At 40.9% G+C, this 15,695-nt stretch carries 14 protein-coding genes; 10 read left to right on the top strand and 4 right to left on the bottom strand.

Going from position 1 to position 15,695, the window contains the following annotated elements:
• The first annotated feature begins 7 nt into the window (after positions 1-7).
• The 4 genes from FUA25_RS08040 to FUA25_RS08025 are packed head-to-tail and all read left to right on the top strand — an operon-like array spanning position 8 to position 2,663.
• A complete protein-coding gene (locus FUA25_RS08040; RefSeq protein ID WP_147756404.1) occupies positions 8-775 on the top strand; it encodes an enoyl-CoA hydratase/isomerase family protein in 768 nt (255 codons plus the stop codon).
• Between the two features lie 2 nt (positions 776-777).
• Positions 778-1,209, top strand: a complete 432-nt coding sequence (locus FUA25_RS08035; RefSeq protein ID WP_147756403.1) for a deoxycytidylate deaminase — start codon at positions 778-780, stop codon at positions 1,207-1,209.
• 29 nt (positions 1,210-1,238) lie between these two features.
• Positions 1,239-2,150 (top strand): site-specific tyrosine recombinase XerD, encoded by a 912-nt coding sequence (gene xerD, locus FUA25_RS08030; protein WP_147756402.1) that lies wholly within the window; start codon positions 1,239-1,241, stop codon positions 2,148-2,150.
• 3 nt (positions 2,151-2,153) lie between these two features.
• Complete coding sequence (locus FUA25_RS08025; RefSeq protein WP_147756401.1) at positions 2,154-2,663, top strand: NUDIX hydrolase; 510 nt, start codon at positions 2,154-2,156, stop codon at positions 2,661-2,663.
• 7 nt (positions 2,664-2,670) lie between these two features.
• Here the strand turns inward: FUA25_RS08025 and FUA25_RS08020 are convergent, their stop codons facing one another.
• The 3 genes from FUA25_RS08020 to FUA25_RS08010 all read right to left on the bottom strand — a co-directional run bounded on the left by FUA25_RS08020 (position 2,671) and on the right by FUA25_RS08010 (position 6,186).
• Complete coding sequence (locus FUA25_RS08020; RefSeq protein ID WP_147756400.1) at positions 2,671-3,384, bottom strand: YjjG family noncanonical pyrimidine nucleotidase; 714 nt, start codon at positions 3,382-3,384, stop codon at positions 2,671-2,673.
• Between the two features lie 97 nt (positions 3,385-3,481).
• Complete coding sequence (locus tag FUA25_RS08015; RefSeq protein WP_147756399.1) at positions 3,482-4,933, bottom strand: SGNH/GDSL hydrolase family protein; 1,452 nt, start codon at positions 4,931-4,933, stop codon at positions 3,482-3,484.
• A 14-nt stretch (positions 4,934-4,947) separates the two neighbouring features.
• The gene (locus FUA25_RS08010) at positions 4,948-6,186 is read right to left on the bottom strand and encodes an OmpP1/FadL family transporter (protein ID WP_147756398.1); all 1,239 of its coding nucleotides are present in this window, start codon (positions 6,184-6,186) and stop codon (positions 4,948-4,950) included.
• Between the two features lie 316 nt (positions 6,187-6,502).
• On the opposite strand from FUA25_RS08010, the gene FUA25_RS08005 reads away from it, so the two are divergent.
• From FUA25_RS08005 to FUA25_RS07985, 5 genes are all read left to right on the top strand, one after another.
• A complete protein-coding gene (locus FUA25_RS08005) occupies positions 6,503-7,798 on the top strand; it encodes a stage 0 sporulation family protein (RefSeq protein ID WP_147756397.1) in 1,296 nt (431 codons plus the stop codon).
• A complete protein-coding gene (locus tag FUA25_RS08000; RefSeq protein ID WP_147756396.1) occupies positions 7,791-8,255 on the top strand; it encodes a gliding motility lipoprotein GldH in 465 nt (154 codons plus the stop codon). Before FUA25_RS08005 ends, FUA25_RS08000 begins: the two co-directional genes overlap by 8 nt.
• Positions 8,256-8,261: 6 nt before the next feature.
• Complete coding sequence (locus tag FUA25_RS07995) at positions 8,262-10,634, top strand: transglycosylase domain-containing protein (protein WP_147756395.1); 2,373 nt, start codon at positions 8,262-8,264, stop codon at positions 10,632-10,634.
• 84 nt (positions 10,635-10,718) lie between these two features.
• Positions 10,719-12,260 carry a protein adenylyltransferase SelO gene (locus FUA25_RS07990; protein ID WP_147756394.1) on the top strand — a complete coding sequence of 514 codons (1,542 nt, stop codon included), beginning with the start codon at positions 10,719-10,721 and terminating at the stop codon, positions 12,258-12,260.
• A gap of 30 nt (positions 12,261-12,290) precedes the next feature.
• Complete coding sequence (locus FUA25_RS07985; RefSeq protein ID WP_147756393.1) at positions 12,291-13,565, top strand: DUF6080 domain-containing protein; 1,275 nt, start codon at positions 12,291-12,293, stop codon at positions 13,563-13,565.
• A gap of 45 nt (positions 13,566-13,610) precedes the next feature.
• On the opposite strand, the gene FUA25_RS07980 is transcribed toward FUA25_RS07985, so the two are convergent.
• Complete coding sequence (locus tag FUA25_RS07980) at positions 13,611-14,138, bottom strand: SPOR domain-containing protein (RefSeq protein ID WP_147756392.1); 528 nt, start codon at positions 14,136-14,138, stop codon at positions 13,611-13,613.
• Between the two features lie 186 nt (positions 14,139-14,324).
• On the opposite strand from FUA25_RS07980, the gene FUA25_RS07975 reads away from it, so the two are divergent.
• Positions 14,325-15,692: a c-type cytochrome gene (locus tag FUA25_RS07975; protein WP_147756391.1), complete on the top strand. Its 1,368-nt coding sequence runs from the start codon at positions 14,325-14,327 to the stop codon at positions 15,690-15,692.
• Positions 15,693-15,695 lie beyond the last annotated feature (3 nt).

The following is a 15,695-nucleotide window of genomic DNA, read 5'->3' as shown; positions in this document are numbered from 1 at the left end:
ATAACACATGAATTTTGACAATATTGTTGTAGAGAAGGAAAACAGAACCGCAGTCCTCACCATCAGAAGGCCGCAAAGTTTGAACGCACTGAACTCAGCTACTATAAAGGAGTTGAGTACCGCATTTGAAATCCTTAATGAAGATCAGGAAGTAAGAGTCATTATTTTAATCGGCGACGGTCCAAAATCTTTTGTAGCTGGTGCCGATATAAAAGAATTTTCAGATTTCGGGCAGGAAAAAGCAGAAGAACTTGCACGTAACGGGCAAAGCTTCCTTTTCAATAAAATTGAAAATTTAAAGAAACCCGTGATCGCTGCTGTAAACGGTTTCGCTTTGGGTGGTGGTCTGGAACTGGCTTTAGCCTGCCACATCCGCTATGCTTCAGAAAATGCCAGACTTGGACTTCCGGAAGTTACTTTAGGCTTGATTCCCGGTTACGGCGGCACGCAGAGGCTTGCAAAAATCGTTGGAAAAGGTCTTGCAAATGAGATGATCTTTTCAGCAAAAATGATTGACGCTAAAAAAGCGAAAGAAATCGGTCTTGTAAATGAAGTTTTCCCTTTGGAAGATCTTTTATCGAAAGCGAAAGAACTGGCTACCACTATTTCATATAATTCTCCCATGGCCATTGAAAAAGCCATTAAAGCCATTAATCTATCTGACACTGATAAAGGTTATGATGCCGAAATACAGTTTTTTGGAGAACTTTTCGATATGCCCGATAAGAAAGAAGGGGTTTCAGCGTTTCTGGAAAAGAGAAAACCCACATTTTAGTTTTGGAACCGAACAAATTTGATATCGCCTATTTAAAAATGGCGCAGGAATGGGCAAAACTTTCGTATTGTGAGCGTAAGAAAGTAGGAGCCCTTATTGTAAAAGACCGGATGATCATTTCTGATGGTTATAACGGTACACCTTCGGGCTTTGATAATTGCTGCGAAGATGAGAGTGGAAGCACACACTGGTATGTTTTGCATGCAGAAGCCAATGCAATCTTAAAACTTGCCAGTTCAACACAGTCTGCAAAAGGGGCAACGCTATATTTAACACTTTCGCCCTGTAAAGAATGCAGTAAACTGGTTTTACAGTCAGGAATCTCGAAAATCGTTTATATTCACGAGTATTCTGACGAAGAGGGAATAAGTTTTTTAAAAAACCACAACATTGAAACCGTTCAGATCCATGAAAATGAACTCTTGTCAATGTAAACCAATAACCAAAACAAAAAAGAGGAATTATGAAATGGGATGAAAAAATTAAGGAGTTTGAAAATTACCTTAAGTTTGAACGGAATTTTTCAGACAACACGCTGGATGCTTACCTTCGGGACATCAGAAAACTCAAGACTTTTGCAGAAGATTTCCTTGATAATGTTCTACCGGAACATATCACTTATGAACAGCTTCAGGAATATCTCTATCAGGTTTCCAAACAGAAATTCAGTGAAAGATCGCAGGCAAGATGGATTTCGTCTATCAAAGCATTTTTTAAATTTCTGCAGCAGGACGAAATGCGCGAAGACAATCCTTCAACCCTTCTAGAAGGACCCAAACTGGGACTTTATCTGCCCGATACACTCAGTTTTGAAGATGTGGAAAGAATCATTAAAGCCATCAATGTTACTACAGATCTCGGACAGAGAAACCGATGCATGATAGAAGTGCTTTACGGTTGTGGACTCCGGGTTTCTGAACTCATCGACCTGAGAATTTCCGACATCAATTTTAAAGAGAACTATCTTAAGGTTATTGGAAAAGGCGATAAATCGCGTCTGGTTCCGCTTGCAGACATTACGTCTCACCTCATCAAAGAATATATTCAGAATGTGCGGAGCCATTATAAAATCAATAAAAAGCACGAGGATATTCTGTTTTTGAACAGCAGGGGTTCTTCTATGTCACGCGTTATTGTCTTCATCATCATCAAGGAGCTTACCGAAAAAGCTGGAATCAGCAAAAAGATTTCTCCACATACGTTCCGCCACTCATTTGCCACTCATTTGCTTCAGAACGGTGCAGATCTTCGGTATATTCAGGAGATGTTGGGTCATTCGAGCATTACCACAACTGAAATTTATACTCATCTTAAAACTGATGAGCTCCGGAATGTTATTTTAAACTATCATCCACGAAACAAAGCGGTCTCCTAATCGATGGATGACTTAAAATACTGTCCTAAATGCGGAGAAAAAACATTGATTTGGGATGGCGAAAGGAAGTGGACCTGCGGTGCATGCGATTTTGTGCTGTATAATAATATTGCAGCTGCAGTGGCTGTGGTGATCAGGTGTGGTGATGAGATTTTATTCACGAAGAGAAACCAGATGCCCAAAAAGGGAAAACTGGATTTGGCAGGCGGTTTTGTAGATCCTGAGGAAAGTGCTGAGGAAGCCTGTGTCCGTGAGCTTTTTGAAGAACTGCAGCTTCACCTTCAGCCTTCTGACCTTAAATATCTTGGAAGTTTTCCCAATACTTATCTTTACAAAGAGATTGATTATCGCACGCTCGATCTTTTTTACGAATACAACGTCTCAGAAAAATTTGCAGTTAGCCTGGAAATCTCTGAGATTTCTGAAATCTTATGGATTCCTTTAAAAGAGATAAATCCGGATGACCTGGCTTTTGATTCCCAAAAACACTTTTTTCAGCACCTTTACCGATAATTTCCCACTAAAGAAATGTGGTAATTTCCTTGAGTTTTTTAATGACTTTTACTTCTTCAGCCTCAAAATTATCGTTGAAAACATCGAAGAACACCACCTGAAGGCCAAATGCTTTTGCGCCTTCCACATCAGCAATCCAGTCGTCGCCAATCATCATGGATTCTTCTCTGTTTGCACCGGCTTTTTTTAAAGCGTATTCATAAATTTCCGGCTTCGGTTTCCTGATGTTGATCTCATCGGCACTTGTAATGGTTTCAAAAAAGCTGCTGATGCCTGAAAGTTCGCATTTCCGGTCAGTGACTTCCTGAAATCCGTTGGAAAGGATGTGCAGTCTATATTTTCTTTCGGTAAGATATTCCAGAAGTTCCATCGCCCCTGCTACAAGGTCATTGTAATTAAGGATTTCATCCAGAAAATTGTGCTCAAAAATCTGGGCAAGCTCAAAATCATCAATCCCAAAAAACAGAAATGCATCATAAAAACGGTGTTTACGCAGGTATTCCTTATCAATATCGCCATCTCTGATCTGTGCCCAAAGTCTTTCGTTGATCGTGAAATATTCTCTGTGGAAATCTTCAAAATCAATTGAGTATTTTTTTTCGACTTTTTCTCTTTTATAAATTTCCTTGAGGGTTAGGTAAGCGTTTTTACGGTGATCCCAAAGGGTATTGTCGAGATCAAAGAAGATATGTTTGGGTTTTTCAGCAAATAATGAAGTCATAATAATATATAAACGCGCAAAAATAGCATAAAAAAAACCAAAGCAAACGAATTTGCTTTGGCAAAAGAATGGTTATTAATTTCCTTTTTTAGAACAATTACGGAAACTTAACACCGGAATAACTGTTAACGTTAACCTGCGGTAAAGTTGAGTTGTATTTTGCATTGATGGCTTTAATGAATTCGTTTGCAATCAGCGCATAGCCTCTTCCGGTAAGGTGAACCCCGTCAAGTGAGAACGTTCCGCCTGTAACAAATGTTGCTGAATATTTAACGCCGTCATACTGGATCCCAGATGCTCCTGATAGTTCAACCATTTTTGTATTGGCATCAACGAAAGCAAGACCTTTTGCATCTGCGATTGATTTAAGTGCTGTATTATAAGCCATGGTAGCGGTAAGAACCTTTGCGGTTTCTTTTTCGGTAAGAACATACTTGTCCTCTAATGCCATTACAGTACCACCCCCAATAGTTGGATTTAAAACCGCTGAGGCGGTCAGCAAAATAAGGTCTTTAGAGGTCGTTTGTCTGTATTTAGGAAGTCCAGGAACGGTACTTAGATCTTTGTCTGTGATAACAGCACCGTTTGCTGTTCCAGCAGTGAATTTTATCAGTCTCTTTTGATATTCTGCGTCGGTAATGGCACCTAAAGCTTTAGCCTGCGCTAAACCGCCATTGTATTGAGCATAGCCTCCGTTAAGTTGGGTAACTTGCAAATCAGTCAATCCTGCGATTGGCATTGCGGGAACTCTTGTGAAGTATGGTATCGAGGTAACATTCGGAATATTTGCCAAAACTCCTTTAGCGCCGTTTGCAGTTAATGCGGTTACATAACTGTTAATAACAGATGCGAATACAGTTGGATCTGTAATATCATTTGCGCCGTACGTTGTAGGATTTAAGTTGCCTGTCTGATCAGTTCCTATCCCTCCACTTGTGGAATAAGACAAAACATCATTATTTCCAATCCAAAGTGAGAAAAATGTTGGCGACTGACTCACAGCATCAGCAATTATCGAACTCGTAGCACTTGTTGCGAATCTTACATAATATGGATTTGCTAATCCCGCGCTAAGTCCCGCTGCATTCCCATAACCAGCAGCTCCCAAATGGAATGATTTTGCTCCAGGAACACCTAAATTTTGGTAAGGTCCCGAAGACACTACATTATCTAATGCTGCAGCGGCAGGCGAAGCAACAGGTGTTAAAGCACCATTCACTACCTGTAAAGTAAGCTTGCCAGAAAAACCAGGAAGGTTTGTAAATCCACCTACATTGTTTGGCATTAATGGTTGTTTGAAGGCACCTCCTCCTGCAAGCATCATTTGTTTAGCAATCATAGACGGGTAAGATTCGTTTTGCCCATCACTGTATAATGCGTTATCCCGATAGCCGGAAGTCAAAGAATTGCCTAAAGCTACATATTTTGTGAAATTGGCATCTCCGTTCGTTACTGAAATACTGCTTACGTCCTGATCGAAATCTGTTTTACAGCCAGTCGTAAATAATAAAGCTGAAACAGCGACTGTTGATATTAATATTTTTTTCATAATTTTAATTAAATCTAAAATGCATTATAAGAAAGACCTAAACCGAAGTAAAATGCCTTCGCTTTCGCCTGTCCAAAGAAATTACTGTTAGAATTCTCCACTTTTCTGCTTTGCGGCATCGCCCAGGCTCCTGCAACGTCAAGTCCGAAACCTTTTGCAAATTTAAATCCTAAACCTCCGGTAATCACATTGGTGTCAAATGATGGTGTTTCCGGAATAAAATTCTCATCTTCGTAAGGAGATTCATCATAATACCAACCTAATCTTCCGGCAATCATATCCGTTAACTGATACTGAGTTCCCAATCTAAAAGTTTTAGTGTTATGGAAATTCTTTGGTGAAACCAAAATCGTTGGATCTGATGCTTGATTACCGATCGGGGCTTTTTCAAAATCGAGGGTGAGTTTGCTGTAACGTTCCCATCCGTGATAGTTGAAATCTGCAGAAAGTAACCATTTAGGGGTTACTTTATAGGTCAAACCAACAGTATATTCTTCCACCAAAGGAAGTGTAGCCTTAAAGTTATCCTGGCCGTTCGCATCCAATCCGAGAGATGAATATAATGCGGGAGAAATAGCGAATGTTGCCTTACCTTCTTCAGCTTCCATGTCAACCGGTGAGCGGTATGCTACACTGATGTCCCATTTGGCATCCGGCTGAAAATAAAATCCAAAACCAAATCCTTGTCCCGTAGCTTTTTCGTCTTTCAGGTTAAGCGTTCCATCTAATTGGGTTACCGCCTTGTCCCAGTTTACAGAGCCTTTAGCGTAAATGTAACTGGCTCCCAAAGATGCCCATGGTGCAAGTTTTACTGAAACCATCGGCTGGAAATAAAACGATTTCAATTCCAGTCTCTGAACAATTTCTCTTCCTGCCCAATCTTCTGGCCATTCAATTGTACTTCCAAATGGCGTGGAAAAGTTAAACCCAACTGATAAATTCGGCATTACTTTATAGGCAATAGCTGCATAAAGTGGGGTCCCGATCGGGCTGTCGGTTGTATAGGATTCAAGGGTATTCAGATTTTGGTATGTTACTTCTGATTTGGCACCAAATCCGCCTGCAACAACACTCAGTTTCGAAGGAATAAATGACATTCCCGCAGGATTGAAAAATGTAACACTCGCGTCTTCCGCGTGAGCACTCGTGTGAGCCATCGCCAACTGCTTAATACCCTGAAGCGATACCCTGAATCCCCCAGCAAACAGCATACTGCCTGCCAATAGGGATGAGGAAATTAAGATCTTTTTCATAAAAAAATGATTATTATTGTTCAAATATAAAATTATTTTCATCACAAATGTTAATTAATTTTAACATTTTAAACTAAACGTCTATTTGTTGCTATGTTTAAAATAGTATCTAAAATTTAATATACTGATTTTCAAATAATTAGCACTGAAATAATGTCATTAATAATGAAGGTACAGCGGACTGTTTATTTCAAACACTCCTTTAAATATTAAAAGCAAACTCAGGTTGGTTTTATTTTTTAAATACAGTCAAAAAAAATCAATTTTAAATATTAAATAAAATTTATACTAAATTTGCACATTAAATAAAAAAATTATGAGTTGTGGATGCAAAACATCCGGCGATTCTTCCCATTCATGCGGAACCAAATCTGCGAATGGCTGCGAAAGTGTAAATACCTGCGGTAATAGCTATAAATTAAGTGTATTCGACTGGCTTTCTGACATCAATAACCCCGTTTCCAACCAATGTGATTTTGTGGAAGTGAGATTTAAAAATGACAGAAAGTGTTTCTATAAAAATATACACCGTTTACCGCTTCACATAGGAAGCATTGTAACAGTAGAATCTAGTCCCGGACATGATGTTGGTGTGGTAAGTCTCACCGGTGAACTGGTGAAAATTCAGATGAAGAAGAAACATTTTCCTGATGAAACGCCACTGAAAATTTACCGTTTAGCCAATCAAAAAGATATTGAAACATGGCAGGAGGTTCGTAAAAAGGAAGAAACCGTAAAAGTGGATGCCCGAAAAATCTCGCATGCACTGAATCTTCAGATGAAAATCACCGATGTGGAATTTCAGGGAGACAATTCGAAAGTTACTTTTTACTATACAGCTGATAACCGTGTCGATTTCCGTCTGCTGATTAAAGAATTTGCGGCTACATTCCGTACAAAAATTGACATGAAACAGATCGGTTTCCGCCAGGAAGCCGCGAAAATCGGTGGAATAGGCTCATGCGGACGTGAACTCTGCTGCTCCAGCTGGCTTACCGATTTCAGATCCGTCAACACCAATGCCGCCCGTTACCAGCAGTTGAGCATCAATCCTCAAAAACTGGCCGGCCAGTGCGGGAAACTCAAATGCTGTCTAAATTATGAACTCGACAGTTATCTGGATACTTTAAGCGCATTTCCGCCCTCATCAACCAATCTCGATACCGAAAGAGGAAGGGCATTCTGTATTAAAATCGATGTTTTCAAAAGAAAAATGTGGTTCGCGTATGCCGACAATTCTATGGCGTGGTATGACTTCGACATTGAAGACGTCAAAAAAATGATTGCGAAAAACAAGAACGGAGAGAAAATAATTCCTCTGGAAGATTTAAAGGTGACTGAACACGCCTATAAAACAAATGACCTGATTCAGGAAAGCAGTCTGGACCGTTTTGAGAAGGACCGCAAACCCAATCAGAACAGAAACCGCAATCAGAAACAGGATAAAAGATCAACCAGACCTGATCAGGCCAAAGCTCCGCAGGGCCAGAAAAACAATCCTCCGAAAGCGAGAACAGCGCCTGAAAATCAAACTGCAAACCCAACGGGACAAAACCCGCCGAAAAAGAAATTTAAAAAGAAATTTCCTCCAAAAAAAGACAATAATGTATAAGATTTCAGCAGTTTTTGCCATTTTGGTTTTGTTTGTAAGCTGTTCAGATGCAGGTGATCACACCCAAATGAACGCAGTAAACGGTAAATGGAATAAAAAAACAGAACAGCAGTTCCGTTTTGAAATTAAAGACGCGCAAAATCCTAAAAATATTATATTTGTGGTAAGAAACAATAACACCTATCCGTACAGCAACCTGCGGATGATTGTTAATCTTACCAATTTAAAAACGAAGAAAAAAATAACGGATACACTGAACTGTGTACTCGCAAATCCGAACGGAGAATGGATTGGTAAAGGTTTCGGTGAAACAAAAGAAATCCTTTTCCAGTACAGGCTTAACTACAAATTTCCTGAAAACGCCCCGTATAACATTGGGATTACACAGGCAATGCGCAGGGATGTACTTCCGGGAATTGAGGACATCGGAGTAAAAATAGAACCGGCAAAACCATAATTATTGATGGAAAACAAACAGAACAGTGGGAGCAGACCGAATTTTCCGCTTCCTCCAAAAAATAATAAAACCAAAAGAACCGGCTGGCGCAAATGGGTCAGAATGATCTGGATTGGTCTTATTGCTTTGGTTGTAGGAATTGCAGCGCTCTTTTTTGCAGTTTCCCAGGGATTTGTGGGTGAAATGCCCGATGTTCAACAGCTGGAGAATCCTGATATTTTTGTCGCTTCAGAAATATATTCTTCCGATGGTGTGAAACTGGGAACTTTTGAGAAAGAAAAAACAATGCCGGTTACCTATAAAGAGCTGCCGCCTTATTTGGTGTATGCTTTGCAGGCGAAGGAAGATGAACGTTTCAAGGAACACTCCGGTATCGATATTTGGTCCGTAGCAAGGGCTGTTGCATACGGAGGGCAACGCGGTGGAGGGTCGACGATTTCTCAACAGCTCGCCAAACTGCTTTTTACAGAGCAGGTATCTCATAACAAGATTGGTCGCGCCTTTCAGAAACTGAAGGAATGGGTCGTAGCGGTAAGTCTGGAAAAAAGATATACCAAGGAAGAAATCATTGAGAAATACTTCAATAAATTCGATTTCGTAAACAATGCTAATGGGATAGAGATGGCCTCGCGTATTTATTTTAATAAATCCACACCGCAGCTTACGCTTCCCGAAGCGGCAACTTTTGTTGCAATGCTTGAGAATCCTGTAAAAAACAATCCCAAAAGATATCCCGAAAGAGCAAAACAAAGAAGAGATGTAGTGCTCGAACAAATGCTTAAGACCGGATATCTGGATCAGGAAAATTATGAAAAGGCAGTCAACACTCCAGTAAAAATTGATTATCAGCCGGTAAAAAGTGTAGACGAAGGCTATTCAGCGTATTATAAATTTTACTTACGGAAAGAAATAGACCGCTATCTGAAAGATTATGAAAAACAAACCGGAAAAAGCCTGAACCTTTTTCGCGACGGACTAAAAATTTATGTTACCCTTGATTCTAAAATGCAGAATTACGCCGAAGAATCTATCAGGGAACATTTGACCGAACTTCAGAGCAGATTTGATTCGGAACAGCGCGGCAGGAAGGAAGCTCCTTTTTATTTTCTGGATGATACTCAGATCAATTCGATAATGATGCAGGCCGTAAAACGAACTGGCCGCTATAAACAACAGAAGGCAGCGGGTGTTTCAGAAGACTCCATTATGATGGATTTTAGAACTCCGACCAAAATGTCCAGGTTTACGTGGGGCGGCGAAGAGGAAGTGGAGATGACTCCATGGGATTCCATCCGTTATCACAAGCAGATTGCACAGGCAGGTTTAATGTCGATGGTGCCCGGAACCGGAGAAATAAAAGCCTGGGTGGGCGGAATCAACTGGCAGCATTTCCAGTACGACCACATCAAACAGGGAAAAAGACAGGTTGGATCTACCTTTAAACCTTTTGTATACGCAACGGCGATTATGAAATTGGGTTTAACACCATGTTCAACAATTTCCAACGCCACTTACAGAAAGGGAACCTGGACTGTTGAAGGGTCAGGAGGAAGTTTGACTTTGAGAGACGCTCTTGCTCATTCTAAAAACCCCGTCGCAGTGCGGCTGATTGAGATGGCTACTCCAAAAAGTGTCATCCAGACCGCCAGAGATTTGGGAGTTACAGAAGAAATTCCGAACGAATACGCAGTAGCTTTAGGTTCGTCGGATATTACCATTTTTGAAATGTTGGGTGCATACAGCACGTTTGCCAATTACGGGAATTATATTAAACCGGAGATGATCTGGCGTATTGAAGATGCAAACGGCAGAGTGATAAAAGAAGTGAAGCCGGAAATGAAAGAAGTCATGAATGAGCTGTATGCTTACACGATGATTGACCTGATGAAAGGCGTTGCATCTTATGGCACCGCTTCAGGAGAACTCCGTAGAAAAGGAATTCCTGCAGAAGTAGAAATTGCCGGAAAAACCGGAACGACCCAGAATAATTCTGACGGTTGGTTTATGGGAATCACTCCTAATCTCGCAACCGGGGTTTGGGTAGGCTGGGAAGACCGTGCCACTCACTTCCGCGGAACCGGCGAAGGTCAGGGAGCGAAAATGGCACTTCCGATTTGGGCCATATTTATGAAAAAAGTCTGGGCCGATAAAACCCTTGGGGTGGCGCCTGATGATAAGTTTGTAAAACCTTCCGAATGGAAAGGGGACTGTTCAGATCTTCGTGGTCTTGGCGGTTATGGCGACGATGGTGGTCTGCAGACAATCGATGAGCTCAAGAATCCTGAGCCCGAACCCGAGCAGCCAAAACAGAATGCGAAAAAAGAAGAAAATGTAAATGAAGTCATTAACAGCGGCGAAGACATTGATTTCAACAAATAGTAATTATTCAACAAGATTTATAAGGCCCTTCCGTTTACGGAAGGGCCTTTTCTTTACCCGGAATATATTCAGTAATTTTGAACCATGAAGCTGAACAATATTACGCAGAACTTTACCAAATTATTCCCAGGAGATTTTTCGGGAAACAATATGCAGCGGCAGACCCCCAAAATCCTGTTTGCTGCTGTAAAACCAGCCGGATTTCCGCATCCTGAACTTCTTGATTTCAATGAAAACCTTGCTGAAGAAATTGGTTTGGGAAAATTGGAGAAAAATGATCTGGATTTTCTCGTGGGCAATAGCCTCCCTGAAAACTGGGTGACTTATGCTACTGCTTATGCGGGACACCAATTCGGAAACTGGGCCGGACAGTTGGGGGACGGAAGAGCCATTTATGCCGGAGAAATCCAAAATGATGAAGGAAAAACAACAGAAATACAATGGAAAGGAGCCGGAGCAACTCCGTATTCGCGTCATGCCGATGGCAGGGCAGTGCTTAGGTCTTCCGTAAGGGAATATCTGATGAGCGAAGCCATGTTTTTCCTCAATATTCCGACCACGAGATCGTTGAGTCTTTGTCTGACGGGCGAAAAAGTGATGCGCGATATGATGTACGACGGAAATCCTGCTCCGGAAAAGGGTGCAGTAATGATCAGAACCGCAGAAAGTTTCCTGCGTTTCGGTCATTTTGAATTGATTTCTGCCCAGAAGGAAACGGCTCTTCTTAAAAAACTCACCGATTTCGCCATTATCAACTATTTTCCGGAAATAAATGCGGAGAGCGAGAACAAATACCGGGATTTTTTTGAAAATATCGCCCTTAGAACTGCCGATCTGATGGTCGAATGGTACCGCGTCGGTTTTGTGCACGGCGTCATGAATACCGATAACATGTCGGTTCTGGGGCTGACCATTGATTACGGGCCTTTTTCTTTTCTGGATGAATACGACCTGAATTTTACACCCAACACCACCGATTTACCGGGACGCAGATATGCGTTCGGCAAACAGGCGCAGATAGCACAGTGGAATCTTTGGCAGCTCGCCAACGCCCTTTTTCCTTTAATTAATGATGAAGCTTTTCTGGAAAAAGTGCTTAATGATTTCAGCCCCACCTTCTGGAAAAAACATGATGAAATGCTCGCGCGTAAGTTTGGATTTGAAAATCTTATTGAAGGTGACAGCGAATTCTTCACGAACTGGCAGAAACTGATGGAAGATTTAAAGATCGACCATACCTTATTTTTCAGTCAGCTGGAAAAACTGGATGAAAACAACGATCTGAAAATTCTTTTTGAAAATACGTTTTATGATGGAATCACTGAGGTTCAGCTAAAGGAACTGACTGATTTTATTGATCTTTATAGAAAAAGAAGAACTGAAAATGCCATTTCAATGGACGTTTCTCTAGCAATGATGAAGGCAAACAATCCGAAATTCATCCTGAGGAATTTTATTCTTTTCGAATGCATTGAAGAACTCGAAAACGGGAAAAAGGAGATGTTCAACAAAATTTTAAGCGCCCTCCGGAATCCATATGAGGAAATTTATCCGGAATTTTCGCAGAAAAGACCTTCCGTGTATGATGACCGGTCCGGCTGCAGCATGCTTTCGTGCAGTTCCTGATTTTGTTTACTTTTGCAGAAAACCAATCCCTTGAAACTTCAAACCAAATTAAAGCATTTCGTCAGCCTCATTTTCCCCTCAACTGTCGCGGAATGGCTGGTTTTCTTATTTTTTCTTGCGGTTTATGGCCTTTTGGCGGGAACAATCGCCCTGAATTACCGCATCGTTTTCGATAACCGGATTCCATGGGATGCGTATTTCAGTTTCGATAACCGTTCGGTTGTGCTTACCGGCGGTGGTTTCGAGAGGCATCCGCTTTCCAATTATTTTTTTGAGGTGCTCAGGAATATTGCATTCTTTTTTTCTGACGGCAAAAGAGATGTGAATTTCCGTTTGGTTCTTGCCCTTGCCAGCGCTTTTACGGTGAGCCTTAACATTGTGCAGATCTTTAAATATCTGAAGAATATCATTCGGCTTCCGCTGGTGGTTTCACTATTGATTCTGTCTTTTTTCGGCGTTTTTTCGACCAATATCCTGCTCTCTTTCACTCCGGAAACGTATACGTATACGCTTTTTCTGCTCGTTCTTTTCAATTATTATGCAGCGCTGAAACTGAGGAATGAACAAAAAATCCCCGCTGCTGCGCTTGCGCTTTCGGCTGTTACTTTGGGCGGACTGACCATCACCAATATCGTGAAAGCTTATATTCCGCTGCTTTTTGAGAAAAATGTGTTCCGTGACCTGAAGAAATTCGGAAATATGGCGCTCAGAGTTCTGATTTCGGCAGGCTGCTTTGTGCTGCTTTATCTTTACCGCATTGATTTCAATTATCTTAAAATCTTTGAAAAGACGGGCGAACAGTATGAGAAATTCTCGAAACCGAAGGTCACGCCACTGTGGGATATGATTTCTTCGTGGTTTTTTGGCGGGAACATTCTGTTTCCATCATTCGTCATGAGGGATTATCACAATAAAAAAGGTTTTGAGTACAAGGCGCTTTTTATGGATGTTTATTCGAGCGAAATTTCTTACATCTTGATTGGAATGGTTCTTTCACTTGTCATTTGGAGCTATGCAAGGAACTTCAGGAATAAGTTTGTACAGATTCTGATGATTTCTTTTCTTTTCGATGTGATCATTCACTGTGTTCTGAAATTTGGGCTTCATACCTCTTACATTTATGGTGGGCATTTTGTTTTTGTGTATCCGCTGATGATTGGCTGGCTGTTTTTCTCATACCGTGATTCCCCGAAAGTGCTTTCTTCAATGATGGCGATTCTTACCGTTATTTTTGTGTACACTGCAATGAACAACATCATCAGGATGGAGGAGTTTTTCACTTTTCTGGATACTTATTACCGCTAAAAAAGCCGGAACTTAATTCCGGCTTTCTCATTTTTGTATGAAAATTTATTTTGCCTCAACACAGAAAACCCTGTACTGAACGGCAATCGCGGATTTAAAATATTCTCTGATTCTGGCAAGATCTGAAGCCGCGCTCTGTTTGGTAAAGTAACTTCCGGCCAAGATCTTATAGTTTGGCCTTAAAGAAGCATCGGTTTCCACTTTCAGGTTCGGGAACCTTCTGCGGAAATAGGCTTTTACTTCGTTGGCTTCTTCGTTGCTTCTTACAGTATTGATCTGAATTTTATATCCTAAAATTCTTGGGTTTTGCCGGCATATTTCTGCATTGGTTAACGCTCTGCTCGGCACAACAACGGTTGATCTTCCGGGTTTGGGATGGTCATTATCGTTTGAATTCATGGCCAGCCGTTCACAGTTATCTTCAATTTTCGTTAAAGCATCATTAATCCGCGTATCCATTGCCATGCTGAGTTCTGTGCCAGACAAGGTGTCTTTTTTAACAACCTGTTGAGCATCAATATGATAAAATAAAGCTGTAAAAAAAACCAGGTTTATTTTGATAAAATTTTTCATTCCGTAGTATTTCAGGCAAATTTAAACAAATAAAAATTATACCACACTTTGTTATTTAGAACCAATACAAATTACCGTCAAATCGGCATTTGCTTTATTTATCTGCTGTTAATTTTCTGTTAAATGTGCTATTTTTGCCAAATTGAAAAAGCATTCAATACAATTTACTAACCCAAGATTTTATAAATGATTAGTTGGAGAAAGCATTACAAAAGAGGTCTTATCGCAATAGGTCTGTTGCTGTCGACCAGTGCTTCTATTTACGCTCAGGGAGATGCCAAAAACGGTGAAAAACTTTTCAAAGCAAACTGTACTGCTTGTCACGCATTAGACAAACAAGTGGTGGGTCCTGCTTTAGGAGGCGTAGTAGACAGACTTAAGAAGGAACAGAATCTGGACACAGATTGGCTTCACAAATGGATTAAAGACAACAAGGCATTCCGGGCTTCCGGCGACAAATATGCCAATGAAGTCTTTGAAAAATTCAACAAAACTGAAATGCTGCAGTTTCCTAATCTTACCGATCAGGACATTAACGACATTTTAGAATACACGACAAACCCACCTGCACCGGAGCCTGCCGCAGCAGATGCAACCGCAACCGGAACCGACGCAAATTCTATTGCAGCGATTGAAGCCGCTAAAAAAGACTCTGTGAATTCGAAGATCATCCTTATTTCACTGTTGGCCATTGGCGGACTTTTACTTTGGATGTTGTTCAAACTCAGACAGCTCGTTAAACTTCAGCAATCAGACGAATTAACAGGACTGAATTCTTCAAGAGCTTATTCTTTCGCAGATTTATACAGAAAATATAGTTATATCGGGAAAGGGATTCTTGGTCTTCTCGCTATTTTTGCCGCTTACGGAATCTGGAACTGGATGATGTGGATTGGGGTTTACAAAGGCTACAAGCCGGAGCAGCCGATCTATTTCTCCCACAAGATTCACGCTGGTGAGAATAAAATCGACTGTCAGTTATGTCACTCCTCCGCCAAATACGGAAAGGTTTCAGAAATACCTTCCATGAATGTATGTATGAACTGTCACCGTATGATTTCTGAGTATAAAGGAAAATATATCGAACCAGGGAAAGACAGGGATTTCTACACAGGAGAGATTCAGAAAATTTATGCCGCTACCGGTTGGGATCCTGCAAAACAGCAGTACACCGGAAAAACGCAGCCTGTAGAATGGACGCGGATTCACAACATGCCGGATTTCGTTTACTTCAACCACTCGCAGCACGTTGTTGCAGGAGAACAGGCAATTATTACTTCATTCAACAAAAAGAATCCGGAAAGCAAGATTGATGTGGTTTGTAAAGCCTGTCACGGAAAAATTGATACCATGAATGTGGTACAGATGGCCAATGACTTCACGATGGGATGGTGTATCGAATGTCACCGGACAACAGAAGTGGATATGACCAATGGTTATAATAAAGAATACTTCAAAAATCTGCATGACAAACTAAAAAAACAGTACGGTTCAGGAACCAAGGTCACCGTAGCAGCAATTGGAGGTCTTGAGTGTGGTAAATGTCATTATTAATAA

It is taken from the genome of Chryseobacterium sp. (assembly GCF_008014695.1).
In the GTDB taxonomy this organism is placed as follows: Bacteria; Bacteroidota; Bacteroidia; order Flavobacteriales; family Weeksellaceae; genus Kaistella.
The sequence above is the reverse complement of the archived record's forward strand: the minus strand, read 5'-3'. Positions and strand labels throughout refer to the sequence as shown.